General features: G+C 63.9%; 25 protein-coding genes, 1 tRNA gene and 1 pseudogene. 15 read left to right on the top strand and 12 right to left on the bottom strand.

The window, feature by feature from the left end:
- Window positions 1-80: 80 nt before the first annotated feature.
- Complete coding sequence (locus QRN52_RS14000) at window positions 81-920, top strand: aldo/keto reductase (RefSeq protein ID WP_284753424.1); 840 nt, start codon at window positions 81-83, stop codon at window positions 918-920.
- 246 nt (window positions 921-1166) lie between these two features.
- The gene (locus QRN52_RS13995) at window positions 1167-2222 is read left to right on the top strand and encodes a matrixin family metalloprotease (RefSeq protein ID WP_284753422.1); all 1056 of its coding nucleotides are present in this window, start codon (window positions 1167-1169) and stop codon (window positions 2220-2222) included.
- Window positions 2223-2245: 23 nt separating this feature from the next.
- On the opposite strand, the gene QRN52_RS13990 is transcribed toward QRN52_RS13995, so the two are convergent.
- From QRN52_RS13990 to QRN52_RS13975, 4 genes are all read right to left on the bottom strand, one after another.
- Window positions 2246-2629, bottom strand: coding sequence for a PASTA domain-containing protein (locus QRN52_RS13990; protein WP_284753421.1), 384 nt, complete (start codon window positions 2627-2629; stop codon window positions 2246-2248).
- Window positions 2630-2830: 201 nt separating this feature from the next.
- Window positions 2831-3949, bottom strand: coding sequence for a PheS-related mystery ligase SrmL (gene srmL / locus QRN52_RS13985; protein ID WP_284753420.1), 1119 nt, complete (start codon window positions 3947-3949; stop codon window positions 2831-2833).
- Between the two features lie 193 nt (window positions 3950-4142).
- Window positions 4143-4808 carry a hypothetical protein gene (locus QRN52_RS13980; protein ID WP_284753419.1) on the bottom strand — a complete coding sequence of 222 codons (666 nt, stop codon included), beginning with the start codon at window positions 4806-4808 and terminating at the stop codon, window positions 4143-4145.
- Between the two features lie 229 nt (window positions 4809-5037).
- A tRNA-Thr gene (locus tag QRN52_RS13975) sits at window positions 5038-5110 on the bottom strand.
- A 227-nt stretch (window positions 5111-5337) separates the two neighbouring features.
- Here QRN52_RS13975 and QRN52_RS13970 point away from each other — a divergent pair.
- Window positions 5338-6075, top strand: a complete 738-nt coding sequence (locus QRN52_RS13970; protein ID WP_502869710.1) for an HAD family hydrolase — start codon at window positions 5338-5340, stop codon at window positions 6073-6075.
- Window positions 6076-6259: 184 nt separating this feature from the next.
- On the opposite strand, the gene QRN52_RS13965 is transcribed toward QRN52_RS13970, so the two are convergent.
- Genes QRN52_RS13965 through tmk form a run of 3 tightly spaced genes read right to left on the bottom strand, consistent with a single transcriptional unit; the run spans window position 6260 to window position 9706 of the window.
- Window positions 6260-7867: an alpha/beta hydrolase gene (locus QRN52_RS13965; RefSeq protein ID WP_284753417.1), complete on the bottom strand. Its 1608-nt coding sequence runs from the start codon at window positions 7865-7867 to the stop codon at window positions 6260-6262.
- Window positions 7868-7916: 49 nt separating this feature from the next.
- Window positions 7917-9065, bottom strand: a complete 1149-nt coding sequence (locus tag QRN52_RS13960; protein WP_284753416.1) for a DNA polymerase III subunit delta' — start codon at window positions 9063-9065, stop codon at window positions 7917-7919.
- On the bottom strand, window positions 9062-9706 hold the full coding sequence (gene tmk, locus QRN52_RS13955) for a dTMP kinase (protein ID WP_284753534.1): 645 nt from the start codon (window positions 9704-9706) through the stop codon (window positions 9062-9064). Before tmk ends, QRN52_RS13960 begins: the two co-directional genes overlap by 4 nt.
- Before the next feature lie 189 nt (window positions 9707-9895).
- Between tmk and QRN52_RS13950 the strand changes: the two genes are divergently transcribed.
- Both QRN52_RS13950 and QRN52_RS13945 read left to right on the top strand, forming a co-directional pair.
- Window positions 9896-11080 carry a trans-sulfuration enzyme family protein gene (locus QRN52_RS13950; RefSeq protein ID WP_284753415.1) on the top strand — a complete coding sequence of 395 codons (1185 nt, stop codon included), beginning with the start codon at window positions 9896-9898 and terminating at the stop codon, window positions 11078-11080.
- 10 nt (window positions 11081-11090) lie between these two features.
- On the top strand, window positions 11091-11429 hold the full coding sequence (locus QRN52_RS13945; protein WP_284753414.1) for a DUF2516 family protein: 339 nt from the start codon (window positions 11091-11093) through the stop codon (window positions 11427-11429).
- Window positions 11430-11496: 67 nt separating this feature from the next.
- Here the strand turns inward: QRN52_RS13945 and QRN52_RS13940 are convergent, their stop codons facing one another.
- Window positions 11497-12309, bottom strand: coding sequence for a class I SAM-dependent methyltransferase (locus QRN52_RS13940; protein ID WP_390281113.1), 813 nt, complete (start codon window positions 12307-12309; stop codon window positions 11497-11499).
- Between the two features lie 133 nt (window positions 12310-12442).
- On the opposite strand from QRN52_RS13940, the gene QRN52_RS13935 reads away from it, so the two are divergent.
- Complete coding sequence (locus tag QRN52_RS13935; RefSeq protein ID WP_236815209.1) at window positions 12443-13189, top strand: phosphoglyceromutase; 747 nt, start codon at window positions 12443-12445, stop codon at window positions 13187-13189.
- A 74-nt stretch (window positions 13190-13263) separates the two neighbouring features.
- Here QRN52_RS13935 and phoU read toward each other — a convergent pair whose 3' ends face one another.
- Window positions 13264-13917 carry a phosphate signaling complex protein PhoU gene (gene phoU / locus QRN52_RS13930; protein ID WP_284753411.1) on the bottom strand — a complete coding sequence of 218 codons (654 nt, stop codon included), beginning with the start codon at window positions 13915-13917 and terminating at the stop codon, window positions 13264-13266.
- Window positions 13918-14124: 207 nt separating this feature from the next.
- Between phoU and QRN52_RS13925 the strand changes: the two genes are divergently transcribed.
- Both QRN52_RS13925 and QRN52_RS13920 read left to right on the top strand, forming a co-directional pair.
- Window positions 14125-15327, top strand: a complete 1203-nt coding sequence (locus tag QRN52_RS13925; protein ID WP_284753532.1) for a sensor histidine kinase — start codon at window positions 14125-14127, stop codon at window positions 15325-15327.
- On the top strand, window positions 15324-16004 hold the full coding sequence (locus tag QRN52_RS13920) for a winged helix-turn-helix domain-containing protein (protein WP_059388662.1): 681 nt from the start codon (window positions 15324-15326) through the stop codon (window positions 16002-16004). The genes QRN52_RS13925 and QRN52_RS13920 overlap by 4 nt, the downstream gene beginning before the upstream one ends.
- A 152-nt stretch (window positions 16005-16156) precedes the next feature.
- On the opposite strand, the gene QRN52_RS13915 is transcribed toward QRN52_RS13920, so the two are convergent.
- Window positions 16157-16735: a hypothetical protein gene (locus QRN52_RS13915; protein WP_284753531.1), complete on the bottom strand. Its 579-nt coding sequence runs from the start codon at window positions 16733-16735 to the stop codon at window positions 16157-16159.
- Between the two features lie 295 nt (window positions 16736-17030).
- On the opposite strand from QRN52_RS13915, the gene QRN52_RS13910 reads away from it, so the two are divergent.
- The 5 genes from QRN52_RS13910 (at window position 17031) to rlmB (ending at window position 21658) form a co-directional block, all read left to right on the top strand.
- On the top strand, window positions 17031-17513 hold the full coding sequence (locus QRN52_RS13910; RefSeq protein WP_011690592.1) for a CarD family transcriptional regulator: 483 nt from the start codon (window positions 17031-17033) through the stop codon (window positions 17511-17513).
- 233 nt (window positions 17514-17746) lie between these two features.
- On the top strand, window positions 17747-18529 hold the full coding sequence (gene ispD / locus QRN52_RS13905; RefSeq protein ID WP_284753376.1) for a 2-C-methyl-D-erythritol 4-phosphate cytidylyltransferase: 783 nt from the start codon (window positions 17747-17749) through the stop codon (window positions 18527-18529).
- A gap of 23 nt (window positions 18530-18552) precedes the next feature.
- Window positions 18553-19062 carry a 2-C-methyl-D-erythritol 2,4-cyclodiphosphate synthase gene (ispF, locus tag QRN52_RS13900; RefSeq protein WP_476901533.1) on the top strand — a complete coding sequence of 170 codons (510 nt, stop codon included), beginning with the start codon at window positions 18553-18555 and terminating at the stop codon, window positions 19060-19062.
- 57 nt (window positions 19063-19119) lie between these two features.
- Window positions 19120-20583, top strand: coding sequence for a cysteine--tRNA ligase (gene cysS / locus QRN52_RS13895; protein ID WP_284753372.1), 1464 nt, complete (start codon window positions 19120-19122; stop codon window positions 20581-20583).
- A gap of 79 nt (window positions 20584-20662) precedes the next feature.
- Window positions 20663-21658 carry a 23S rRNA (guanosine(2251)-2'-O)-methyltransferase RlmB gene (gene rlmB / locus QRN52_RS13890; protein WP_284753371.1) on the top strand — a complete coding sequence of 332 codons (996 nt, stop codon included), beginning with the start codon at window positions 20663-20665 and terminating at the stop codon, window positions 21656-21658.
- Window positions 21659-21875: 217 nt separating this feature from the next.
- Here the strand turns inward: rlmB and QRN52_RS13885 are convergent, their stop codons facing one another.
- A complete protein-coding gene (locus tag QRN52_RS13885) occupies window positions 21876-22688 on the bottom strand; it encodes a carbon-nitrogen hydrolase family protein (RefSeq protein WP_284753370.1) in 813 nt (270 codons plus the stop codon).
- 282 nt (window positions 22689-22970) lie between these two features.
- Between QRN52_RS13885 and glgX the strand changes: the two genes are divergently transcribed.
- Together glgX and QRN52_RS13875 are read left to right on the top strand one after the other, a co-directional pair.
- A complete protein-coding gene (gene glgX / locus QRN52_RS13880) occupies window positions 22971-25079 on the top strand; it encodes a glycogen debranching protein GlgX (RefSeq protein ID WP_284753369.1) in 2109 nt (702 codons plus the stop codon).
- 5 nt (window positions 25080-25084) lie between these two features.
- Complete coding sequence (locus QRN52_RS13875) at window positions 25085-25444, top strand: barstar family protein (RefSeq protein WP_284753368.1); 360 nt, start codon at window positions 25085-25087, stop codon at window positions 25442-25444.
- Between the two features lie 107 nt (window positions 25445-25551).
- Here the strand turns inward: QRN52_RS13875 and QRN52_RS13870 are convergent.
- A pseudogene (locus QRN52_RS13870) lies at window positions 25552-26423 on the bottom strand (DUF3417 domain-containing protein); the annotation flags it as partial.

Genomic DNA, 26423 nt, shown 5'->3' with positions numbered 1-26423 from the left:
ACATAACAACTATTAAGCGCCTAGCTTAGAGGCGCCGGAATCCGTAGCCACTGCGTGTGCGCGCTGGCAGGATGGAAACCATGACTTCGTCACCGAACCTTACTTTTAACGACGGCAACTCCATTCCCCAGCTCGGCTACGGGGTATGGCAGGTAGAGGACGATGTAGCCGAAAAGGTGGTGCGTCAGGCCTTCGACGCCGGCTACCGCCACATCGATACCGCCAAGATCTACGGCAACGAGGCGGGCGTCGGACGCGCCATCGCATCTTCCGGCCTCAAGCCCGAGGAAATCTTCATCACCACCAAGCTGTGGAACGCGGACCAAGGCTACGAGTCCACGCTCGCGGCTTTCGAAGAGTCCATGAACCGCCTCGGCCTGGAAACCCTTGACCTGTACCTGATCCACTGGATGCAGCCCAAGCAAGACAAGTTCGTGGATACCTGGAAGGCGCTCATTGAGCTCCAGAAGCGTGGACGCATCAAGTCCATCGGCGTCTCCAACTTCAGCAAGGAAGGCCTGCAGCGCCTGATCGAGGAGACCGGCGTTGTTCCGGCCATCCACCAGATCGAACTGCACCCGTTCTTCAACCAGGCCGAACTCCGTGAGTTCGCTACGGCACGGGGCATTTTGACGCAGGCCTGGTCGCCACTGGGCCAGGGCGGCGAGCTGCTTGAGAACGCCACTATCGCCCAGATTGCTGCCAAGCACGGTGCCACCCCGGCGCAGGTGGTTATCGCCTGGCATCTGGCGATCGGCAACGTCGTGATCCCGAAGTCCGTGACCGAGTCCCGGATCCAGGAGAACTTCGCAGCGCTTGGCGTCACCTTGGAGGAGGCCGACATCGAAGCCATCAACGGCCTGGACCGAGGCGCCGAAGGCCGCATCGGACCGGACCCGGCAGTCTCGGACTTCGCATAGTTTCTTAACTGCTGCAGTTTCACAACTCGCGGAATTTCTCAACGGGAAGACCTCGCACCAAAACAGGTGCGGGGCCTTCTTGCGTGTATCGGGCGGGATCTCGCAACGCGGGGTCACTTACGGCCCATTCAGCGGCACCAAATGGGCCGTAAGTGACCCCGCGTTGCCCAGAGGGGAGCGCTGAGGGTTCATTGATGTAGTCCGGAACGTGGGATGTCTGTTCGTGGCTGGGAATAAACTCTGACAATGGGGGATTCGAGGGACAACGAAGGCATCTACGGGGAGGTCACCGGCGGCTCGGCATCTGGGCCACGGAAAGTGCCGGAACGTATTCCGGTGTGGAAGCTCGAAGAAATGCTGGGAGAGCATACGCCGACCCCGACTGCCTGGCGTGAAGCAGCTGATCCTACCCCGCGACCTAAAAAACTGCGGCGGGTTGCCAGAGCTGTTTCGATCGTCACCGGGATTGTTGTGCTTCTGGCCGGGCTCTATTTCGTGGGCCCATTTGTGCCCGGACTGGACGGGCTTGGTGGACTAACCGGCGCTGCCAATCCGGGTGCGATCGGACCGTTGACACCAGCTGGCCCTGCAGCCGGCGGGGCGGCACTCCAGGCAAAGGATCATCCACCAGCGGGTGTCGGGGAAAATCCGGGCCCGCTCGGGTGGCCCGCACCCCTGACCGTGACCAGCAAGTCGTACGCCTTCCTACAGAAGCGTGAGGACGGCAGCCCGGTCACCTATGATCCGTGCCGGGCGATCCATTACGTCACCCGCCCCGACAACTCACCCGCCGTCGGCCCTGAGCTCATCCAGGAAGCAATCACTGAGATCTCCCATGCAACTGGATTGACCTTCGTCAACGACGGCGACACCACAGAGGTGCCATCCGCGGGCCATCGGTCATATCAGAAGGATCGTTACGGGGACCGTTGGGCCCCTGTGCTCATCGCCTGGGAGACCCACGCCGAACAATCGAAATTCACGAATCCTGCGCAAGGGGAGACTGTCACGGGTCTGGGAGGCAGCGAAGCTGTCAGCTTCGGGAATACCGGCTTCACCTACGTCAGCGGGCAGGTGGAACTGAACGGGCCTGCGCTTCAACGGATGTCCGCGGAAATAGGCACTGACCAGGTGAGGGCCGTGATCGAACACGAGCTCGGTCACCTGGTTGGCCTGGACCATGTCAATGACCCGAGCCAGATCATGAATCCCTCCGAGACCCCAGGCGTGGTGTCGTTCGGCGCCGGTGACCTCACCGGGCTCTCCCTCCTTGGTCAAGGAAAGTGCCAGCCCACCTTGTAGGGGAGCGGGACAGGAGGAGCCTGTTACTCGGCGGCTTCGCCGGTCGGTTGCTCGCCGGCGAGTTCGACTAATCGAGGCGCGACTTCCGGAACTGCATGAGCCGAGTCGACCGAGGGTGGCGGGCTGTCGGGCTTGCGGGCCATGTCCGGCTCCAGATCCGATCGCAACCAAACCTGGAGGGAATCGTACCGGTACAGCAGGCTCCCTGGATCAGGAGACTGGGCCTGAACGGTTGTGTTTCGTCGCCACGCTATCTCACTGATCGGCGGCCCATCCGGGTCCGGATTCGCCAAGGTCAGGCCAGCGGCCCCTGCGATCTCCCGGGCTTTGAGGAAGCGTTCCCCCACAACATCCGGGACGAGGACGAAGTCCGCGGCCCGCCGGTCGTCGTCGAGCGTGTCAGACATGGCATCTAACCTCCTGCCGGTATTGTCCGGCTCGTCCAACATCCAGGCAACATCGCCGATGAGGCTTCCTTGTCAGCGGGTCCCGGACCCGATTGCCATCTTGCGCCGATGGCCATGTCCTCGCCACTAATTGTCTGGGCATCATCGGGCATGTGGGATTCCAGAGATGGGTGATCGTCGTCGACCGAGGCCGCGTATGCTCTATCCGGCGATGAGCTCCTTGACCGGCCCCTCGTGCAGGGCAAGGTAAACATCGTCGCGGATGTGGTTGGCCTGTGGATCTGTCATGGTTCGGGTGAGGGGACGAAGCACCAGACGTATCAGGGCGTTGGCCTGTCCGTTGCGAATGCGGAGCCGCGCCCGCGCTGACGCGGGAAGCTCTTCATAGGAAGTCAGAGCCAGGAGTTCGACGCTTTCCAGGTCTTCGGCTTGCTTGCCCAAGGCTGTCCGCACCCGGTCTCCGAGCAATTCGGCATCCAAATCCGCGGGAATGACGATAGAAATGTCTCTGCAGATTGAGGGCATCTGCGAGACCGGTTTCCATTGGGACAGGTCAAGCATCTGCTGTTCGATTCTCTTGTCGGTCGACCTGAGCAATCTGATGTCCGGGATGCCTTTGCGGAGCATCAGGGCCCGGTCCAAGCCCATCCCCAGAGCCAGTCCCGACCACTTTGCGGGATCCAGGCCAGCCTCGGAGAACAGATGTGGGGCCATGAGTCCGCACTCCGCGAGTTCGAGCCATTCCCCGTCCATGAATACATCGAGCTGCAAGCCCTTCCTGGTGTAGGGGTGAACTGCCGGAACTGCTCGCCACTGCGCCCCCGGAATGACCGCTTGCACGAGGGAGGCGATCATTTCCTGCAAGTCACCGGAGTCGAGGGCTTCCCGGGAGCTGACGCGCCACAAGTCGACCTGGTGTGGAGTACCGACGTGGGTGCGATCGATGGAATCGCGCCGGTAGACAAGACCGGGGATGGCCCAGAGTTCGTCGATGGATTCGTCTGGATCCAGTGCCCGCAGCAGAGAGGGGATGGAAGCCGAGGTATGGCTGCGGAGCATCACCGTCGGACTGACGTAGCGGGAGTATCTTTGATCCCGAGTGACATCCGATTTGTTGAATCCCAGGCGGTCGTAGTTGTCCGCCACGCTCACCAGCGGGCTGTGCCGAACGATCCGTTCCGGCACACCCCATTTGCCGCCGAACGCGTCGATTGCTCCTTGCAAGAGTGTCTGCATTGCATGAGGCCCGCCGTCCGGATTTGAGAGATCCCGGATGGTCAAAGCGTTGTTGAGTTCGGAGGGACTGAGATAAGCGGGCATTGCGGGTCCTTATGATCGGATTTGAGCGGCGGGTTCCACCCCCGACTCAAATCCGGCGCCAGGACCTAGGCGCGCGCCTCAGAGCCCTCGCGACCGGAACCCGGTCGGGGGCAAGTAAATCGACGCATGCAGAGCAGGGGGTGACTATACCCCAGCTGCTGACCCTGATCGTCGGAGCCAGCGGTTTGCGCCGCTACAAGCCGAGGTCTTTGAGCGCGGTGACCCAGTTGTGGGCGATCGCATTCTGGGCAGCTGACAGGGTGACCCTGTGAGTGCAGACGGCCTTGTGCAGGGTGTTCTCCACCGCGTCTTTCGGGTTCGTGGTGCCCGTGGCGCTCGCCTTGTTCGGCTCAGGCCACAGATTCGACACGGAGTTAGTGCCGCCGAGCTCAAGACTGATGAGATGGTCGTATTCCGTGGTCTTCACAGCGGTCTGGCCGTATTCGCGCAGGCTCTCGGCCTTCACCTTGTCGGTATTCGAAGCGGGCGGGCGCACCGTGGCCGTATAGCCGCTCATGCAAATCGTCGAGTCGATGTTCTCCTGGGTAACCGCTGGATCTGCGGCCCCCGGAGTGCAGGCCGGGTCCGGCAGGTACGCGCCGCTGGCGGCGTCGACCACTTTGGCGGAGCACTGTCCTGCGGCAAGCTGCTCGTCGGTAGCGACGACGCCGGGGGAGTGGATGGACTTCACGGCTGCAGCCGCCGCACCACCGGGAACGGCTGCAACGGCCTGAGGAACTGCCGGTGACGCGGCCTTGGTCATCGCTTCGGCGGGGTGGGTTCCCTGCTGACATCCGGCGAGGGTCAATGCGGCAAAAAGGAATGCGGTGGGCAGGGCGAGGCGATTGCGGAAGTTCATGACCCTCAGGTGTTCGGGAGCTCGGAAGTCTGTCCCACAGAACGAGGAAAGACGAGCGGAAGCCGGTAGCTCCCGCCCATCTTTTCTATCCTGTTGCCTGAACTTCGCAGCGCCCGGCGCGCCGGGCAGCCTACCGTTGCGAGCCAAGGCACTCGTGCCCGGGTCGTGAAAGCAGCCGTGAACCAAAAAAGGAAGCCCCGCTCATTCCTATGGATGGCGGGGCTTTTCGAGCTTCCTATCAGAATCGAACTGATGACCTTTTCATTACGAGTGAAACGCTCTACCGACTGAGCTAAGGAAGCACCGCGTTATCGTCCGGGTACCGGCTGAATCACGCAAGATACAACTGTAATAGAGTCACCTCGTCCGGGTCAAAACGGCCCGGGTGGAGCTCCCGTGGCCCCGTTGTTGCGGAATTCACCCGCTCGTCGCGCCGGGTTCAGGCCGTCGTCGCGGACCGGGGGCAAGCTGGGCGGACTAACGTGGCCGGACGATTTCGGTCATCAACCAGCGAAGGGGCGCCATGAGCATGGACAGCAGCAAGAGCATCAACGCGGACGACGCCGGGGCACATCGTGCGCAGCGGCTCCGGCTTGCTGTCTTGGACATGGTGGGCACCACGATTACCGACGATGGCCGTACCGAGCGTGCGATGTCCTTCGCCCTGCAGGAGACCGGCGTCGAGCCTGGTTCGCCCCGATTCGAAAGCATGCTCGGCTACGCCCGGGACACCATGGGCTTTTCGAAGATGACGGTTTTCAGCCACCTTTTTGAAGAAGCCCAACGCGCCGAGAGCGCCAATAAGGCCTTTGAACGGGCCTACGACGATCTGATTGCCGACGGCGGCGTCCGGGCTATTCCAGGCGCCGAGGAGACCATCGACTGGATGCGGGACTCCGGCGTGAAAGTTTGCCTGGCCACGGGCTTCGGCCGGCACACCCAGAACATGGTGCTTGAGTCCTTGGGCTGGATGGGGAAGGCCGATCTCAGCCTGTGCCCCGCCGACGCCGGCCGCGGGCGCCCTTACCCGGACATGATTCTCACGGCCGTGTTGGCCCTCGACCTGGATGATGTCCGCGAGGTCGTCGTGGTGGGGGACACGAGCTCGGACATGTTGTCCGGCCTTCGCTCCGGCGCCTCCGCTGTGGTGGGCGTTCTCACTGGATTCCACTCCGAGGCGGCTTTGCGCGCGGCCGGTGCCACCGCCGTCGTGCCCTCAGTCAAGGACGTTCCCGCGCTCCTAGAGCCCCGCGCCGCACGCCTCTGACGCCGGCCCCTCAACGATCTACCATTTTTGGCCCGACGTCTGCCACGCGGGAGCCGTCATTCCGCCACCTACGCTGCTGGGGCCCGCGCAAAAGTGCAGGCCGCCATCCGGCCCACCATTCCGGGCTACGCCTCAACAAATGACAACCGTTGCGGGCGAACCGCCCACAACGGAACCGCCAAGCTCAACACATAGTCCCGTCTGAGGGCACCCTTCCGTCCACGAAGTAGTTGTCGACGGCGTCGGACACGCATTGGTTGGAGCGGCCGTAGGCGGTGTGGCCTTCGCCCCTCCACGTCACAAGGGAAGCGTTGCCGAGTTGTTTCCGCAATGAACCAGCCCAGGCGACTGGCGTCGCGGGGTCCCCGGTGGTGCCAACAACCACGACCGGCGCCGCGCCCGTGTACTTGACGGGGGCCGGAGTGTGCACCGGCTTGTAGGGCCAGTCCTTGCAGTTGATGCCGCCGTAGGCGAAGTAGTAGCCGAAGGTGGGGGAGAGCTGCTTCAACCGGGCTTCTTCGGAACGCATCCCGGCCGTGTCCGTGACCATGGGGTAGTCAAGGCAGTTGATGGCGTTGAACGCGAACTGGGTGTTCGAAGTATAGGTGCCGTTCGGGTCCCGGTCTGCGCCGAAGTCGGCAATCCGAAGCATGAGCGACACGTCGCCCTTGAACGCGGCCACCAGGGCCTGGGTCAGGACAGGCCACGATTCGTTGTCGTAGAGCGGGGTGAAAATACCGCTGACAAACGTCGCCCCGGTGACCAGTCGGCCGTCCTTGGCGCGCTTGGGATTCTGCTCGACGTCGGCAATGAGGTCCTGAATCTGCTGCACGCCGCTATCGACGCTGCCGGTCATGGGGCACCCGGACTTTGCCTGGCAATCGGCCACATAGGTGCGGAGCTCCTTTTCGAATGCCTCTGCCTGCCCCGCAGTGAGGTCCTCGTTGTTGAGGGCCGGATCCACTGCGCCGTCCAAAACGAGCTTGCCGACGTTGTTCGGGAACAGGGACGCATAGGTGGCGCCGAGGGAGGTTCCGTAGGAGAAACCCAGGTAGTTGAGCTTTGCGTCATTCAGCACTGCGCGGAGGATATCCATGTCCTTGGCGGAGCTGGCGGTGTCGATATGTGCCAGGGCGGGGCCGGATTTTTCCACGCACTTGGCATTGATGGCCTTGGTGTCGGCCAACGCCGCGGCGATGCCCTGGTCAGTTTCGTAGTTGTAGACCTTCTCGCGGGAAGCGTCCCGCTCGGCATCGCTGAGGCACGTCACCGGCGCCGATCGCTTGACGCCGCGGGGATCGAAGCCAACCAGGTCGAAACTGGACCTCAGCTTGCTGGTGAAGTGCGTCTTCCCGGCATCCCTGACGAAGTCATAGCCCGAAGCGCCGGGGCCACCGGGATTTACCAGCAGCGAGCCTTTCTTTGTGCCCTGGCTCTGGAGCCGAATGGCCGCGATGGAGATGCTGTCACCATCGGGTTTGGCATAGTCCACCGGTACTTTGATGTTGGCGCACTGTAATCCCTGCTCGCAGGATGTCCAGTCCACTTTTTGGGAGTAGAAACTCTCCAGTCCTGCCGGAGCCGCGGCGGCGATGGACGCGTCCGGGGTGCTGACGCTGCCGCTGCTGGTCCCATTGCTGGCGCCGTCGCTGGGCACCGGTACGGAGAACACGCAACCGCTCAGCAGCAGGCTGGCGGAGACCGTGGCAGCGACTGCCGCTGCCGCCCGCCGCAGTGATGGGAACCGTGTCCTGGATCTGGACCCGGCGGGCCGGCGTCGTGCGGGGGTCATGCGTTTCTCCTCAGGCTGGGGAAGCGTGCTGTACTTCTAAACTATCCGGCTATTGCTGAATCAGGCTGCTCGCCATGGACTCGACCGCCAACAGCGGTGCCACGTTGGTAGTGGTGATCCGTACGCGCGCCTTGTTGATGGCATCCATGCGCGCCAAGGTGATCTCAGGCGTGGAGCCTGCCGCGTAGGCCTCCAATTCACTCCCGAGTTCAACGTTGACCAACTCCACGGCGTTCCCCAACTGGATGACCAGAACGTCCCGGTAGAAGGAGAGCAGATCGGTCAGCGTGCGGTCGAGGGAATCTGTGATGGAGCGTTTGGCCCGCCGTTTCTGGTCGTCCTCAAGCTGCTTCACCTGGCTTCGCATCGACGGCGGCAATGTGCCCGACTCCGGAGCGCCCAGGCTCGCGAGCAGGGCAACCTTCTCGGCGGCGTCGCGTTCGTCGTTGGAGCTGTTGGCCTCATCGGTCGCGATCTTGACCAGCTTTTCGGCCATCATCACGGCAGCGGTGACGCCGCGCAGGCCCAGTGGGAAGCGGACAGTCTCCATCCGGCGCTCCCTGGCCTCCGGATCGCGGGCCAGCCGACGCGCAATGCCGATGTGGCTTTGGGCAGCGCGGGCGGCCCGGTCCGCAATGGCGGGGTCGACGCCGTCGCGCCTTACCAACAGGGCGGCGACGTCGGCAGCTGGCGGAATCCGGAGGCACACCGGGCGGCAACGCGAGCGGATGGTGACCAGCACATCCGCGGGCGACGGCGCGCACAGCATCCATATCGTCCGGGGCGTGGGTTCCTCGATGGCCTTGAGGAGTACGTTGGTGGTGCGCTCGGCCATCCGGTCCGCGTCCTCCACCACAATGATGCGCCAACGGCCCGACGCCGGCCGGTCGCCGGCCTTGGACACCAGCTGGCGGGCTTCTTCGATGGTGATGGTGACCTTCTCCGTGCGGACAAAGGTCACGTCGGAGTGGGTCTCGCCGAGGATGGTCCGGCACGAGGCACATTCGCCGCAGCCTCGAAGGGCGACGTCGTCCTGCTCACAGTTCAACGCCGCCGCGAACGCCTTGGCCGCGTTCGAACGGCCTGAACCCGGCGGTCCCGTGAACAACCATGCGTGCGTGAGGCCTTCGCCTTGGGCCGCCGCACGCAATTGCGCGACGACGGGCGCCTGGCCCTGGAGCTCGTCCCAGACACTCATGTCCGGCTCCCGAGCAAGTCCCGCACGCGCCCGAGGATCTGGGCTGCGAGGTCCTCGATGGCGTCCTGGGCGGGCAGCACGAGGTACGTCTCCGGGCGGGCCTCGGCCAGCTCCAGGAACGCCGCACGGATCCGGGCGTGGAAATCGTCCGGTTCCGACTCGAGCCGGTCCTCGGCAACGTCTCCGGCAGTTCTGCGGTCCCGGCCATCGCCGGGGTGGACGTCGAGAAGTACCGTCAGGTCCGGCTCGAGGCCTTCGGTGGCCCATTCGTTGAGCCGCCTGACATCCACGGTCCCGAGGTCCCTGCCAGCACCCTGGTAGGCGACGGAGGAATCTATATAGCGGTCCGTGATCACCACTGAACCCTGTGCCAGGGCCGGGCGGATGACTTGGCTTGCGTGGGCGGCCCGGGATGCGGCGAACATGAGGGCCTCGGTCCGGGGATCGATAGTGCCGTGGCCGTGGTCCAGCACGAGGGAGCGCAGCTTTTCGCCGATCGGGGTGCCCCCGGGCTCTCGGGTGCGCAGCACGGAAAAGCCGAGCAACTCGAGCGCCTCAGCCAAGCGGGCGGCCTGCGTGGACTTGCCGGCCCCGTCCCCGCCCTCGAAGGCGATGAAGAGTCCTGGGCGCTGGTCCGGCATGGGGCTCTGGTCCTGCTTGAGGCGCTGCGTAGTCACGGATCTAAGCGTACAGAGGAACACTGACCGTGCCCGACGACGGCGCATGTCCGCGCGCGAGGGACGCACCCTGCCGCCTGCAGCAGTTCAGGGGTATGAGGTTCAGCCGTAACAGCTTTCCAGCGCCCGCTCCCTGCGCCGTAGGCTGGAGCAATGAGTCTTTCCCGAGAACATGCCGCAGATCTGTCCCCTGACACTGTGGTGGTGGCGGCAGGCCGTCCCGAACGAAGCCATGACCAGCCCGTCAACCCGCCGATCGTTCTGTCCTCCACGTATTTCGGCACAGGAGCACTGAGCGACGGCGACCGCGGCTACGGGCGCTATGCGAACCCCACGTGGAATCCGTTCGAAGAAGCGCTGGCCCAACTGGAGGGCGCCGAGCTCCCCGGCCTGCTTTATGCCTCGGGCCTGGCCGCAGTGAGTTCCGCGTTGTCGCTCGTGCCGGCCGGGGGAGTCCTCGTCATGCCGACGCACAGCTACGCAGGATCGCTCGTCATGGCCACCGAACTCGCGGCCAAGGGCATCCTTGAATTGCGGACCGTCGACATCGCGGACACCGACGCCGTCAAGGCACAGCTCGCCCCCGCGGAGGGAAAGCCCGCCAACATGCTGTGGATTGAAAGCCCCACCAACCCGATGCTCGGCATTGCCGACGTCCGGGCCCTGACCACCGCTGCCCGTGAGGCCGGCGCCATCGTGGTCACGGACAACACCTTCTCCACGCCGCTCGTCCAGCAGCCCCTCAGCCTGGGCTCCGACGTCGTGCTCCATTCGGTGACCAAATACCTGGCCGGCCACTCCGACGTCGTACTCGGCGCCTTGGTGACATCCAATCCGGAACTGCGCGCGGAACTCCTCCACCACCGCATCATCCACGGCGGCATCGCGGGTCCTTTCGAGGCCTGGCTCGCGCTCCGCGGACTGCGCACGCTGGCACTCCGGATCGAGCGCTCGCAAGCTTCTGCCGCAACGTTGGCCGAGCGGCTGAGCACCCACCCGCGTGTCGAATCCGTACGTTTCCCGGGACTGCCCAACGACCCCGGCCACGAACGGGCCAAGTCCCAGATGAAGGGCTTCGGTTCGATCCTGTGCATCCAACTGGCCGGGGACGGAACCCGCAGCGGTGCCGAAGCAGCGGATCAACTCGTTCGTGCACTGCAGTTGTGGATCCCCGCGACGTCGCTGGGTGGGGTCGAATCCCTCATCGAACGCCGACGCCGGCACACCGCCGAGCCGCTCAGCGTGCCAGACAACCTGGTCAGGATGAGCGTAGGCATCGAGAACGTCGAAGACCTCTGGGCCGATTTAGAGCAAGCACTCAAGTCGCTTGACCGCTAGGCTTGAGGACGTGGACGGAAAAATTTTGATTTCATACATCCAGAATGGGATTTGGTTCATTCTGGGACTGGTTGCCTTCGCATTGGAGCTGTGGGCGCTGGTCGATTGCCTGCGCCACAAACCCTCGTCCTTTGAAGCCGCATCCAAGCGCACCAAGACCTTCTGGCTGGCCCTGACCGGCGTCGCCGCGGTGATCGGCGGCCTTTCCGTCCTCGGTGGCGGCGGGGGCTTTGGCATCTTTGGCATCGCCGCCGTGACCGCGGCGTGCGTCTACTTGGCGGACGTCCGTCCCGCGGTGAAGGAAATCGGCAACAGTGGCCGCAACCAGGGGCCGTACGGTCCTTGGTGAGCCCCACCGGCTCCCCCTAAGCTCGCAAGCTCGCTCAGGGAACCCTGCCGGCGTGGGCCCAGGTTAGCTAGGCCGGAGCCACCGCTGACCAGTCGACAGTAAGTTCACCCAAGCGCCAGCGCGACGTTCCGTCCTGAAGCGGCCAACCGGCGTCGCGCATTGATTGGCACATGGCGGTCCACCGCTGCCTCCTGCCAAAGGACGCAAGCGGCGCGGCCTCCAACCAGGCCTGGTCCAGAGCATTCAGGAAAGCATGAATGCGTTCTCCGGGGATGTTGCGGTGGATGAGTGCCTTCGGGAGGCGTTCGGCCACGTCGGAGGGCAGTTCGAAACTGCCGAACCGCATGGACAAGCTCAGGCTCAACGGTCCGTTCGGATCCAACGCAACCCACGTCACCCTTCGGCCGATTTCGTCGCACGTGCCGTCGATGAACAATCCTTGCGGTGCCAACCGCGACTGCACGAGCGCCCAGATCCCGGCCACATCCGATTCCTCGTATTGCCGCAGCACGTTGAAGGCCCGCACCAACACGGGATTGCCTGGAACAGGAACCTCGAAACCGCCCACATGGAAGCTGAGCCCGGGCCTCTCCAAGGATTTCGCGATCCGGACGCGCTCGGGTTCGATCTCGATCCCGCACACGCGGACGTCCGGACGGACGGCCTGCAGCCTTTCGAAGAGTTCGACGGCGGTGGCCGGGGAAGCGCCGTAGCCGAGGTCCACTACCAAGGGGTCGACGGCGGAGCGCAGCCGCCATCCCTGCGGGCCCGCCAACCAGCGATCCAGGCGGCGCATGCGGTTGGGATTGGTGGTGCCCCTGGTGATGTTGCCGACGGGTTTGCCGCGTCTTCCCTGCACCCGCTCCGCTTTTTGCACCACCGTCCAACTTTATCCTCCAACGCGGGGTCACTTACGGCCCATCCGAGGCGCAAACACCGGCGCTAAGTGACCCCGCGTTGCGGGGGGCGTAACGCCCGGCAGCGGCAGGGCCTGATCGCTTAGGATGAAAACCATGACTTACAAGCTGATTCTGCTGCGCCACGGCCACAGCGACTGGAACGCCAAGAACCTGTTCACCGGCTGGGTGGACGTCGACCTGAACGACCAAGGCCGCGAGGAAGCAGCGCGCGGTGGAGAGCTACTGGTCGAGAACAACGTTCTCCCGGACATCCTGTACACGTCCCTCCTCAAGCGGGCCATCAACACCGCGAACATCTCCCTGGACAAGGCTGACCGCGGCTGGATCCCGGTCAAGCGTGACTGGCGCCTCAACGAGCGCCACTACGGAGCCTTGCAGGGCAAGGACAAGGCCCAGACGCTCGCCGAGTTCGGTGAAGCGCAGTTCATGGAATGGCGCCGCAGCTACGACACCCCGCCGCCTGCCCTTTCCGATGACAGCGAGTTCTCCCAGGTGAACGACGTGCGCTACGCAGGCCTCGGCGACGCCCTGCCTCGCACCGAGTGCCTCAAGGACGTCCTCGTGCGTCTCCTGCCGTACTGGGAGTCCGACATCAAGGAAGACCTCAAAGCAGGCAAGACGGTCCTGGTCACGGCCCACGGCAACTCCCTGCGCGCCCTCGTCAAGCACCTCGACGGCATCAGCGACGAAGACATAACCGGCCTGAACATCCCCACAGGCATCCCGCTGGTCTACGACCTGGACGAGAACTTCCAGCCGATCAACCCCGGCGGAACCTACCTCGATCCCGAAGCTGCAGCAGAGTCCATCAAGGCTGTAGCAGCACAAGGCAAGAAATAAGTCTCTGAGAGAACGACGGCGGCCGGCCCACCTCGCAAGGTGGGCCGGCCGCCGTCGTTGTTTATTAAGCCCGGCTAGAAGCCTTCTGGCTGCCATTCACCGGTGACCAGGTAGGTCACTTTGCGGGCAACGGAGACGCCGTGGTCCGCGAAACGCTCGAAGTATCGGCTGGCAAGCGCCACATCCACCGTGGTGGCCGCAGTCTCGGCCCAGGCGGGATCTGCGATTGCCCTGAAGACGCTCAAGTGCAGATCGTCCACCCGGATGTTGAGCTTGAGGATGTCCCGGGCGACTTCCAAGTCACGCGACTCCAAGAGCAGGGTGACCTTCTGGATGATTTCGAGGTCGAGGCGGGCCATGTCCTTGAACGTTGCTGTCAGCTGCTCCGGGATGACCGTGGCCGGGTAGCGCAAACGGGCCAGTTGGGCCACGTGCCGGGCGAGGTCACCCATGCGCTCCAGGGATGCGCTCATCCGCAGGGAGCCGACAATCATCCGGAGATCGCTTGCCACGGGGCCCTGGAGGGCCAGGATGTCGATGGCCCGTTCGTCGAGTCCGTTCTGCAGGAAATCGATGCGGGCATCGGCAGCAATGACATCCTGGGCAAGATCAACGTCGGCACCTTCGAATGCGGTGGTCGCGTTCTGGATCGCCTCTGTGACCAGTTTTGAGATCTCGATGAGGTCCTCACCGACCTGGATGAGCTCCTCCTGAAAAACCTTGCGCACGGTGGCGTCCTCTCCTTGGAAATCTCCTCCGCACCCCTCTGACGGCGCGGAAAATCATCACAGCTAACTACGGTCCAACTAGTAAGGGTGGCAGTGGTCAATGAACGATTGCGCACCTTTAGGTGAACGTTAGCTGAACCGGGGCCGTTTGGTGACCGTTCCATATTTTGCAGTGTTTTGAGCGCATAAGCTAGATCCGTGGATCCAGTGCTCATCGGTGTCATCGCAGGTCTAGTCGGCCTGTCGTGCGGCGTCTTTGGCGTGCTCGCTTTCAGGCTCAGTGAACGGCAGCGGAAGATCGTGGACCTGGACGTCACCGAGCCGCTGCTTCCGGAGGGAGCCGCGGAGGTGCTGTCCGTCGTCGGGCGCGCTTTCGTCGTGGTGGACGCGATCGACGGCGTCGTCCGGGCCAGTCCCGCGGCCTATGCGTACGGCCTCGTGCGGGGCCACACGGTGGTCCACAAGCAGTTGCTGGACATGACCGCAAAGGTGCGGCGCGACGGCGTGATCCTGGAGGAGACTTTCGAGTTGCCCCGCGGTCCCCTTGGCAAGGGAACCATTGTGGTGCAGGTGCGGGCAGCCATGCTCGGATGGGAATATATCGTCCTCCTGGCCGATGACCGCACCGAAATCACGCGCACCGAAGAGATCCGCAACGACTTCGTGGCCAACGTATCGCACGAACTCAAGACGCCGGTGGGTGCCATCTCCCTGCTGGCCGAGGCGCTCGAGGCAAGCCCGGACGACGAAGAAGCCGTGCGCCGCTTCGCCAAGCGCATGCACAAGGAATCCACACGGCTCGCCGCGCTGGTGCAGGACATCATTGAGCTGTCCCGGCTTCAGGGCGCGAACGTGGCACAGCAAGGGCACACCGTGGATATCAATACGGTGATCGCCGAAGCCGTGGATCGTTCGCAGCTCCCGGCCGAACTCAAGAACATCAAGATCGTGGTCGGCGGCCGCTCGGAAACAATGGTGTTCGGTGACCAGGACTTGTTGGTGACCGCCTTGCGGAACCTGATCGACAACGCCATCCGTTATTCGCCGGAGAACACCCGCGTGGGAGTGGGGGTCCGCGCCAAGGAGGGCGTGGTGGCCATTTCCGTCACGGACCAGGGCGAGGGTCTCAGCCCCGAGGACCAGGAACGCATCTTCGAACGCTTCTACCGCGTGGATGCGGCGAGGTCCAGGCAGACCGGGGGAACAGGCTTGGGCCTGAGTATCGTCAAGCACGTGGTGTCCAACCACGGCGGCGAAGTCACCGTCTGGTCGCAGCCCGGCCAAGGTTCTACTTTCACCATCCGCCTTCCGGAAATGGAAGGCCAGGAGGACGACGCCGGGGCGAAGCCCCGAAGCGTGATTCAAACGACGGGCGCTGTGCGCGCCCTAGAGCAAGGAGCTGGCGCTTGAGCAGGATTCTGATCGTGGAGGACGAAGAGTCCTTCAGCGACCCTCTTTCCTACCTATTGGGCAAGGAAGGCTTCGATGTCCAGGTTGTGGACAACGGCAGTGACGCCTTGGTGGAGTTCGACCGGAACGGGGCCGACCTTGTGCTGCTGGACCTGCAGCTTCCGGGGACCCCTGGCACCGAGGTTTGCCGGCAATTGCGCCAGCGCTCCAGCGTACCGGTCATCATGCTGACGGCCAAGGACTCCGAAATCGACAAGGTGGTTGGCCTGGAGCTTGGCGCGGACGACTACGTCACCAAGCCGTACTCCTCCCGGGAACTCGTGGCGCGCGTTCGTGCCGTGCTGCGGCGGCAAGGCGAGCCGGAGGAACTCATCACGTCTACCGTGCAGGCCGGCCCCGTCAGGATGGACATCGAGCGGCATGTGGTGAGCGTCAACGGCGAACAGGTGTCTCTTCCGCTGAAGGAGTTCGAACTCCTCGAGATGCTCCTTCGCAATTCGGGCCGCGTGCTCACCCGCGGGCAGTTGATCGACCGCGTCTGGGGCTCCGACTACGTGGGCGACACCAAGACCTTGGATGTCCATGTGAAGCGTTTGCGCAGCAAGATCGAGCCTGACCCTTCGGTGCCCCGCTACCTCGTGACAGTGCGCGGCCTGGGCTACAAGTTCGAGCCGTAGGAACCCGTGGGGCCGGCGGGGTCCGGAACGGCCGCGTAAGGCGAACGGAGAGCAACATAGCAAAAGGAAGGGCTCCCGTGGTGGGGGCCCTTCCTTTTGCGTTCGTGGAGCCGGATCTGTTGCAGACCCGAGCGGCGCAGCTCGCTGGCCGGCTAGTGGCCGGTGGCGCTCGGCGTCGGGGTCTGGGTCGCGCTGGTGCCCGAGGTCGCGCTGCCGCCCGGGGTGGCGGAACCGCTGACCGAGGGGCTCGGAGAAGCGGAAACCGTGGGGAGGTACTTCGCGTATTCCTTCAACGAAGCATCCAGGACCGGGAACTGCACGGTGCGGGAATCGGAGCCGGACTTGATGGTCACGGAAACCATGGAGCCCGGGGCTCCGCCGCTCGTGCTCAGAATCGCGGGGTCGGTGTTCTCGTTGAGGTAGGTCTGGGACTTGGCCTTGACCGGAATGGTCACCTGTGACCCGCCGGCACCACTGATGGTCAGGGTTGCATCGCTCGAGGAGGTGTTGAACACGGCACCAATGACGCGTCCCGGCTTGTTGGCATCCGTGGAGACGATGAGCATGTTGCGCAGCTGGAGCGAACCGAGGTCATCCCTGACGCCGTCAGACGGAGAATACTGCTCGTTGGTCTGCTGGGGGTTGATGTAGCCACAGCCGCTCACGGACAAGAGACTGATGCCGATGGCGGCCGCTGCCATCGCCAGTTTGCCGCGCTGGACACGGTTCATCGCAGTAATGCGCACGACACGTACTCCTCTAAGAGTCATTGGAACACTTTTCAGGCATAGCCTATCGGCAAACTAGCAGGAACAAGGATTCCGATCACCATTGTGGCGGCCCTCCAGAAGGAGTAGCGTCATCGGGAACGCTGTGTCCAATGCACTTTTATGCCCTCCCGTCAAGGGGGTGCCGGAGGGCTGAAAAGGCCATTTTCCGCGTATTTACAGGGCTCAGGACCCCTTTCCGTGCCAATCGTATGCCTTAAGCGTGATAAACTGGTCTGCGGGAAAGGGGAAAGTCCACATGGTTTTTGAGGTCGGCGAGACAGTAGTTTACCCTCACCACGGTGCAGCAAAAATTGAAGAAATCAAGATGCGCACTATCAAGGGCGAAGAGAAAATGTATCTCAAGCTCAAGGTGGCTCAGGGTGATCTGACCATTGAAGTTCCAGCAGAAAACGTAGACCTTGTTGGGGTTCGCGACGTAGTGGGTAAGGAAGGCTTGGAGCACGTATTTGACGTCCTCCGTGCCGAGTTCACTGAAGAGCCCACCAACTGGTCCCGTCGCTACAAGGCAAACCTGGAGAAGCTTGCTTCCGGCGACGTCATCAAGGTTGCAGAGGTCGTCCGCGATCTTTGGCGCCGTGATCACGATCGCGGCCTTTCCGCAGGTGAAAAGCGAATGCTGGCCAAAGCCCGTCAGATTCTGATTTCAGAACTGGCATTGGCTGAGAAGACCGACGAAGAGAAGGCCGCAAGCGTTCTCGACGAAGTTCTGGCTTCCTAACAGAGATTCAAAGATTTGAACCCCGGTGGCAACCTGCCGCCGGGGTTTCCTTTTGCCCAAAAGCACAACTCCCAGCCCCGCAGCCCAACTGTCCCCACCGGCTCCCAGCCTTCGCAAGCTCAGGCAGGGGCCCTCGCCGGCGTGAGCCCACGCAGTAGGTGTCGTTTTCAGCGCCCAAAAAGACACCTAGTGCGAGCTAGTTGGGCGGGTGGGCACCACGTAGGCTTGGGCGCATGACTACACAATCCCAGCGCGAGGCCACCGCTGTCGTCGTCGTTGCGGCCGGCTCAGGGGAGCGGCTTGGCTACGGCATGCCCAAGGCAAAAGTGCCGCTGGGCGGCGAAACGATCCTGACCCATGCCCTTCGCGGGGTCGCGACGGCGGACGTTGCCCGCCAGATTTGCGTGGCCGTCCCGGCGGGGGACCTGGAACTGCGCGAGCTTTGTGAACAATTCCGCCAAGAGCTGGGCGCTGACGGGCCGCTGATCACAGTGGTCGACGGCGGATCCACCCGCGCCGCTTCGGTCCGCGCCGCCCTAGCGGCGCTACTTGAGGGAACGCGCGCCGTGCTCGTTCACGACGCCGCGCGGGCGTTGACTCCCGACCGGGTCTTCCACCGCGTCGCTTTGGCGCTCTCGTCGGGCGCCAAAGCAGTCATCCCCGCAATGCCGGTGGTGGATACCGTCAAGATGGTTGTGGAAACTGACGGGGACGACGCCGGAATCGCGCCGGAGATCGTCACCGGCACCGCCCCCCGCGAACAACTTCGTGCGGTGCAGACCCCGCAGGGGTTCGACTACGAGACATTGTTGCGCGCCCACGCGGCGGCCGCGACGTTCGACGACGAGCAATCGGCGGCAGTCACGGATGACGCCATGCTCGTTGAGCTCCTGGGCGTTCCCGTTCACGCAGTCCGAGGTGCCAGCCAATCGCTGAAGATCACCACGCCGCTGGACCTCATCATTGCCGAAGGCCTGCTGGAAGGGCCGCTCGGATTCCGCTGGGTGGAAGGCTGATGGCAGCCTCGGAGAACGTAGCGATGATCCTGCCGCGCACGGGCATCGGGGTTGACGTGCACGCCTACGCGCCCGAGAACGATCCGCAGCCGCTATGGCTCGGCGGACTGTTTTGGGAAGGGGAACGCGGACTGTCAGGCCATTCCGACGGCGATTGCGTCGCCCATGCAGCGGCCGACGCGCTCTTCTCCGCGTGCGGCATCGGCGATCTGGGCACGCATTTTGGTACCGACCGTCCCGAGTTCGCAGGTGCGTCCGGGGTGAAGCTGCTGGGGGAGGCGGCCAGGATTGTCCGTGCCGCCGGTTTCGAAATCGGGAACGTGGCTGTGCAGTTCGTTGCCAACAGGCCAAAATTCGGGCCGCGGCGTGAAGAGTCGCAGCGCGTCCTGAGCGCCGCCGCGGGAGCTTCCGTCAGCGTCACGGCGACCACGAGCGATGGCTTGGGTTTCACGGGGCGCGGCGAGGGCATTTCCGCCGTCGCCACGGCCCTCGTTTACGCCGTGGCGGCAGCGCCCCCAGGCGATGCCGCCTAAAAAGAGTTAGTTGGTGTGCAACGAAGCCAGATGGTGCGCATCCGCTAATCTGGAGCGGTGACCCTGCGCTTTTACGACACTGCATCCGCCGAAGTCCGCGACTTCGTTCCCCTTGAAGCCGGCAAGGCCAGCGTCTACTACTGCGGTGCCACGGTGCAGGGGATGCCGCACGTGGGGCATGTCCGTTCCGCGATCGCCTTTGACCAGTTGACCCGCTGGCTTGAATACCGCGGGCTGCGTGTCACTGTTGTCCGCAACGTCACGGACATCGACGACAAGATCCTTGCCAAGTCGGCGCAGTCGTTCGGGCCGGACTGGGCCGAGGAACCCACAGCCAAGGCCGAGGAAGAATGGTGGGCCCTGGCCTACCGCTACGAGCAGGAGTTCGAGCAGGCCTACGACGTCCTCGGCGTTTCCCGCCCCACCTACGAACCCCGCGCCACCGGCCACATCCCCGAGATGCACGCCCTCATTCAAAGGCTTATCGACCGCGGGCACGCCTACCCTGCGCTGGACGACTCCGGGGACGTCTACTTCGACGTCCGCTCCTGGAGCAAGTACGGCTCGCTGACCCGCCAGAACATCGACGACATGCAGGGAGCCGCCGACGTCGAGCCTCAATTCAGCAACAGGAAGCGCGACCCGCGCGACTTTGCACTCTGGAAGGGCTACAAGGACGGGGAGCCGACGACGGCGAGCTGGGTCTCGCCGTGGGGAACCGGCCGGCCGGGTTGGCACCTTGAATGCTCCGCCATGGCTACGAAGTACCTGGGCCAGCAGTTCGACATCCACGGCGGCGGCTTGGACCTCCGCTTCCCGCACCACGAGAACGAGATGGCACAATCGCAGGCTGCGGGTGACGAGTTCGCCAACTTCTGGCTGCACAACGGCATGGTCACGTATGAGGGCGAAAAGATGTCCAAATCCGTAGGCAACACGGTGAGCCCCGAAGAAATGCTCGAGCTCGCGAGTCCACGGGTTGTCCGGTACTACCTCGGCCAGGCGCAGTACCGCTCCATCCTGGACTACCGGCCCACCTCGCTCCAGGAGGCCGCGGCCGCCGTGGAGCGCATTTACGGTTTTATTGCGAAAGCCTCCAAGAGGTTCGGTGGCGAGTTCGCCGCGCACCCCGAGTCGAGCCCCGTGCCGGATGCCTTCGCAGCTGCCATGGATGACGATCTCAACGTTCCGCAGGCCCTCGGCGCCCTGCACGAGACTGTCCGTGCCGGAAATACGGCGCTGGCGTCCGGGGATGACACCGTGGCCCGGCAGTCACTCCAAGCCGTGCTCGCCATGACAACCGTTCTTGGACTCAACGATGTCCGCGGCGAAGTCCAGGAAAACTCCGAGACGGCCCAAGCCCTTGAAGTCCTGGTGGAAGCCCAGTTGCAGGCCCGCGCCGAGGCGCGCGCCAACAAGGACTGGGCCGCTTCCGACGCGATCCGCGACACTCTCGCGGCAGCCGGAATCGCCGTCGAGGACGGCGCCGATGGGGCGAGTTGGAGCCTCAAAAAGGACTGAGAAAGCGCCGTCGTCCCGATTTAAGTTGATTCAGTAGACTTGATTGCAGACGTACTCAACACAATCAAGGGTGGAATTCATGGCCAACAACGGTCGCCGGGCTGTCAAAAGCAAGAAGGGCCCCACCACCGGAACCGGTGGCCACGGTCGAAAGGCCTTGGAAGGCAGGGGTCCAACCCCCAAGGCTGAGGACCGCGAGTACCACAAGGCGTACAAGAGCAAGCAGCTCGCCGAGCGCTCCGCGGCCAAACGCGCAGCCGGGGGCGCCAGCCGCTCCAACCCGGGCGCCCGCTCAGGCCCGAAGGGTCGGGCTACCGAGGAAGTGGTTACTGGGCGCAACTCCGTGGTGGAGGCGCTGCGCGCCGGAATCCCCGCGAAGGCACTGCACGTTGCCATCCGGATCGAGATGGACGACCGCGTCAAGGAGTCCCTCAAGCTCGCCGCCGAACGGGGCATCCCGCTGCTGGAAACCGGTAAGCCCGAGCTGGACCGCATGACCGAAGACGCCGTCCACCAGGGCCTCGTACTGCAGATCCCGCCGTACGAATACCAGGACGCCTACGACCTCGCCGAAGAGACGGTCGCCAAATGGAAGAAGGGGTACATTCCCAACGCGCCCCTCTTCGTTGCGCTCGACGGCATCACTGACCCCCGCAACCTGGGCGCCATCATCCGCTCCGTTTCCGCCTTCAGCGGCCACGGCGTGATTGTCCCCGAGCGCCGCTCGGTCGGCGTCACCGCTTCGGCTTGGAAGACCAGCGCAGGCGCGGCGGTCCGCGTCCCCGTGGCCCGGGCGTCCAACCTGAACAACGCCCTCAAACAGTTCAAGCAGATGGGCATCTTCGTGTTGGGCCTGGACGGCGACGGCGATGTCTCGCTGCCGGATCTCTCCTTGGCCACCGATCCCGTGTGCATTGTCGTGGGTTCCGAGGGCAAGGGCCTCAGCCGCCTGGTCCGCGAAAACTGCGACCAGATCATCTCCATTCCGATCGACTCGGCCATGGAATCGCTCAACGCCTCCATGGCCGTGGGCATCTCCTTGTACGAAGTCTCAAGGCAGCGCGCGGCCAAGTAACCCTGCGGTGGGTGGCGGCACAGCCACCGGCCAAATACAGACGCTCGCTCACTTATGGGGTGTTTCCGACGGACGCTCGCTCAGGAATGTCGCCAAAACCTACGACGCTCGCTCACTTGATGTGAGCGAGCGTCCGTCTGGCGCCAGATGTGAGCGAGCGTCCGTCGATTTAACACCAGATGTGAGCGAGCGTCAGTGTTCCCTCGAGAAGCCGGGGTTAGAAGTCGCGGCGGTTGGCGAGGACCGGGAGCTTGGCCCGTGCGTCCTCGACGACGGCGGCATCCAGCTCCGCGAACAAGAGGCCTGGCTCGGCGTCGAGCTCTTCCAGCACGTTTCCCAAGGGGGACACGACGACGGAGTGCCCCACTCCGGTCGGCGCCGCACCCTTGGGTTCACGGCCTTGGCTCGCGGGATCGCCCTGGCCGCAAGCAAGCACGAAGGTCGTGGTGTCGATCGCCCGGGCGCGCGCGAGCAGTTTCCACTGTTCCGCCTTCCCCGGCCCGGCACCCCAGGAAGCGGACACGATATTCACGACGGCTCCACGATCGGCATTCGCGGTGAAGAGGGCCGGGAAACGGATGTCGTAGCACGTGGCCAAGCCAAAGGTGAGCCCTCCGGCGTCGAACGTCACCGGATCAGTGCCTGCGTCGACGGTGTCCGATTCGGCAAAGCCGAAGGCGTCGAAGAGGTGGATCTTGTCGTAGCTGGTGTCCACTCCGGGCCCGGTGGCGATCAGGGTGTTCCGGACCTTGCCGTTGTTGCTGCCGTCGGACGCCAGCCCGGGAGTGAACATTCCGGCCACGATCACGATCCCAAGGTCCTGGGCGATCTTCCGCACCTGGCTGGCCCATGGCCCGTCAAGGGGTTCGGCGATGTCAAGCAGGGAATTCCCGAATGCCCGCATGGTCGCTTCGGGGAACACCACGAGCTCTGCGCCGCCTTCCTTGGCCCGGCGGGCGTAGTCTTCCAACAGGACCAGGTTCTCTGCCAGCTCGCGGCCGCTGATGAGTTGAGCAAGGGCGATTCGCACAATTACCTCCACATTGGTGTATAGCCAAAGTATGCAACGACCGTGCCGAGGATTCGAACTCATCCGCGTGGGTGGGGGCGCATTCGGCGCAACCGACACAATCCGCTCAAACGGCTGGTTTCACGAAAAGCGCAATGAGCCGGGCGATTCGACGTTTCAGCAGGTGAGGGGCTTGTTTGCGTTCGCCGGGGCCGCCGGCTTGGTTCCGGTTGCCGGGCATGGCCACTGTCATATGGGCCGCGGGCAAGGGAGAATTGGCGTCGGAGACTAAACTCTCAAGTAATGGTTATGCCGATTTTTGACACAGCATCTACAGTGGACGCCTCGCGGCCGTCGCCGCTCGGGCTGAGTATTCCGCGGCCTGAAGTGTCCGACGGCGACACCCCCTCGCCGGACCGGGTCAACGTCGCTCTATGGGCCCCCGGACTTACTAGGGTCGAAATCGCCTACAAGGCCCCGGGTGACTCCTGGAAAGTCCACACGCTGCCAAAACTTGATGACGGCGTGCACTACGGGATCGTGGACGGGCTGCCACCCGGCACCCGGTACGGCTTCCGCGCGGCAGTCCACGATGATGCGCTTCCACTGTCCGTTCCTGCTCCGGACTTTGACGCCGACGACGCCGAGCAGCTGTTGCTGGATCCGTACGGTCGGGCGGTGCACCAGCGGGGTGAACTGCTGACCTCCGTGCGGATGGAATCGGGTTTTGACTGGGGTGACGACCGTCCGCTGCGCACGACGTGGCGGGACACCATTGTCTACGAGGCCCACGTCCGCGGCCAAAGCATGCTGCATCCCGATATCCCGGAGCACCTCCGCGGCACCTACGCGGGCATGGCACACCCCGCAATGATCGAGCACTTCCACTCACTGGGAGTCACGGCCGTTCAATTGCTGCCCATCCACTTCCACATGGACGAGCAGCACCTGCAGTACCTGGGCCTGACCAACTATTGGGGCTACAACACCGCAGCATTCTTTGCGCCCCATGCGGACTACGCCACGCAGGCCGCCCAGCAGGCCGGCCCCCACGCCGTCCAGGACGAATTCAAGGGCATGGTGAAGCTCCTGCACGCCGCCGGGATCGAGGTGATCCTCGACGTCGTCTACAACCACACCGCGGAAGGCGGGCCTGACGGCGACACCTTCAGTTTCAGGGGCCTGGGCGAGCAGCGGTACTACCGCCACGATGCCCACGGCCGCTACCTCGATACGACGGGCTGCGGCAACACCCTCAATTTCGCCGAACCCAGGGTAGTGGATCTGGCCATTGAGTCGCTGCGCTATTGGGCGGAAGAATTCCACATAGACGGCTTCCGTTTCGACCTTGCCGTGACCCTGTGCCGCAACGCGGGCAACGAGTTCGATCCTGAGCACCCATTCCTGAAGCGCATCGCTGAGGATCCGGTGATCTCCCGGACCAAGCTCATTTCCGAACCGTGGGACGTGGGCTACGGTGGCTGGCAGACCGGGCGCTTCCCCGAAGGATGGGTGGACTGGAACGATCACTTCCGCGACGGCGTGCGCCGCTTCTGGCTCTCTGACCGGGGCGCTGCCGACGCCGGGATGTCCGGCGGCAACGTGGGAGTCCTGGCCGACGCCTTGACTGGCTCGACGCGGGTCTTTGAATCGTCGGGACGCTCCAGGCTCGCCTCCCTCAACTTCATCACCGCCCACGACGGTTTCACGCTCGCCGACCTGGTGTCCTACGACCGTAAGCACAACGAGGCCAACGGCGAACAAAACCGCGACGGCCACAGTGACAACCGCAGCTACAACCACGGATTCGAAGGACGCACGGAGAACGAGAGGATCCTTGCGGCGCGCGCCCTTTCGAAGCGGAACCTCATGACCACGTTGATGATCTCCATCGGCGTGCCCATGATCACTGCCGGAGACGAACTCGGGCGCACACAGCAGGGAAACAACAACGCCTATTGCCAGGACAACCCCCTGACGTGGATCGACTGGACCCAGACACCCGAATCGCATGAGATGCTGCGGAGCACCAAACGGGTGATCCGGCTCCGCAAGGAGTTCATGCAGGCCCAGGACGCAGGCTTCCCGGACAAGGGGACGGGCCTGGATTGGTTTGACGACAAGGGCCAGCCTATGACGGCAGCCCGTTGGCACGATCCCTCCCTGCGGGTTGTGCAGCTTTTGGTGAGCTCGGAGGGCGGCGCTTACCGCGGCTTGATCGTGATCAACGGGAACAAGGATGACCAGAAGGTTGTCCTGCCCAAGCTGGTTGCCGAATCCGGGGCGGGGAGCCGGATGTTCGAACTACGCCTGACGACGTCCGAGCTCAATGACCGCAGGCAGGGAGCACTGGTCGCAGCAGGCGAGCGGGAAGTCGTCCAAGGCAACACCATCAACGTCTACCGCACCTAGGAACCATGAAGATCTATTCCGCAGACACCTGGACACTGGAAGAACTGCAGGAACAAGTGTCCGACGCCGGCCGCCGCACCGTGATGGTGCCGCCGGCAGCCAGCAAGAAGGCCGTCTTGGAAGTGTTCGGCCAGGTGCTCGACTTCCCCGAGTACTTCGGGGTGAACCTGGACGCGCTCAACGATTCACTCCACGATTTCGCAGACAGTGTGTCTGAGGATGACCAACCACCCGTCACCCTGATTTGGCAGGTCCCGGCGGCCTACCGGACAGACCGCTCCTTCGGGTTGGTTTGCGAAATCCTCCAGGACGCCGAATCCTACTCCGGGCGGGACATCGCCGTCATAGCGGTCTTCCAGCAGTAGCCAACTAAACCGAATCCGCCGGGTGTCAGTGATCCGGAAGCGTGCGTCAAAAGCGGTGAAGGAGCTAGCACGCGTAGGATTGCTGACACCCGGGGCCCGGTTAGCCGCTACGCGTTGACGATCAGCCCCAGTTCGGCCTTGGAGGCCAGGGAGGGGTGCTTCGGGAAGACCCGGACGGTGTAGCCGAAGGATCCGGAGCGGTTGATCAGGATGGACCCCGTGAACAGGTGGCGCCCGTTGCCAAGATCCTCGAACGAGTTCAGTTCGGCCACGGTGATGTCCTCCAACTCATCGCTTTCTTCAGCCCGCCCGTAAGCTACCTCGACGCTGACGTCGTCCGGTGTCAGGGTGTGCAGGGCGATGTACGCGTTGACCTGGAGAGTGTCCCCGACCTGGGGCTCCTCGGAGACGCCCACGGAGTCGACGTGTTCCACGATCAGTTGCGGCCAGGCGTTGCGGACCTTGGTGGTCCACGCCGCGAGCTCCTTCGCTTCCTTGAAGGAGCCCGCCACGGCATGCCGACCGGACTCCGCTGCCGGGCGGTAGAGGGTGTTGACGTAGTCCTGGAGCATCCGGTCGGCCGAGACGGCCGGGCCGAGGTGGGCCAGGGTGTGCTTGATCATGGAGACCCAGTGCGTCGGGATCGCTTCCGGGCCGGACTGCGAGGGCCCGGCCGCGCCTGCTTCCGCGGAGACCGTGGAGCCGTAGAAGCGCGGGGCCACCTGGGTCTCCAGGAGCTCGTAGAGCGCGGCCGCTTCGATGTCATCGCGTTCGGTGGGTGAGGCGTCGTTGTTCGCGGTGGGGATCGCCCAGCCGTTCTCGCCGTCGTACATCTCATCCCACCAGCCGTCCAGGACCGAGAGGTTCAGGGAGCCGTTGATGGCCGCCTTCATCCCGGAGGTCCCGCAGGCCTCCAGGGGCCTCAGCGGGTTGTTCAGCCACACGTCGCAGCCCGGGAACAGGGTGCGGGCCATGGCGA

This window comes from Arthrobacter sp. efr-133-R2A-120 (genome assembly GCF_030209835.1).
GTDB lineage: Bacteria > Actinomycetota > Actinomycetes > Actinomycetales > Micrococcaceae > Arthrobacter.
This window is presented reverse-complemented; position numbering and strand designations above follow the sequence as displayed.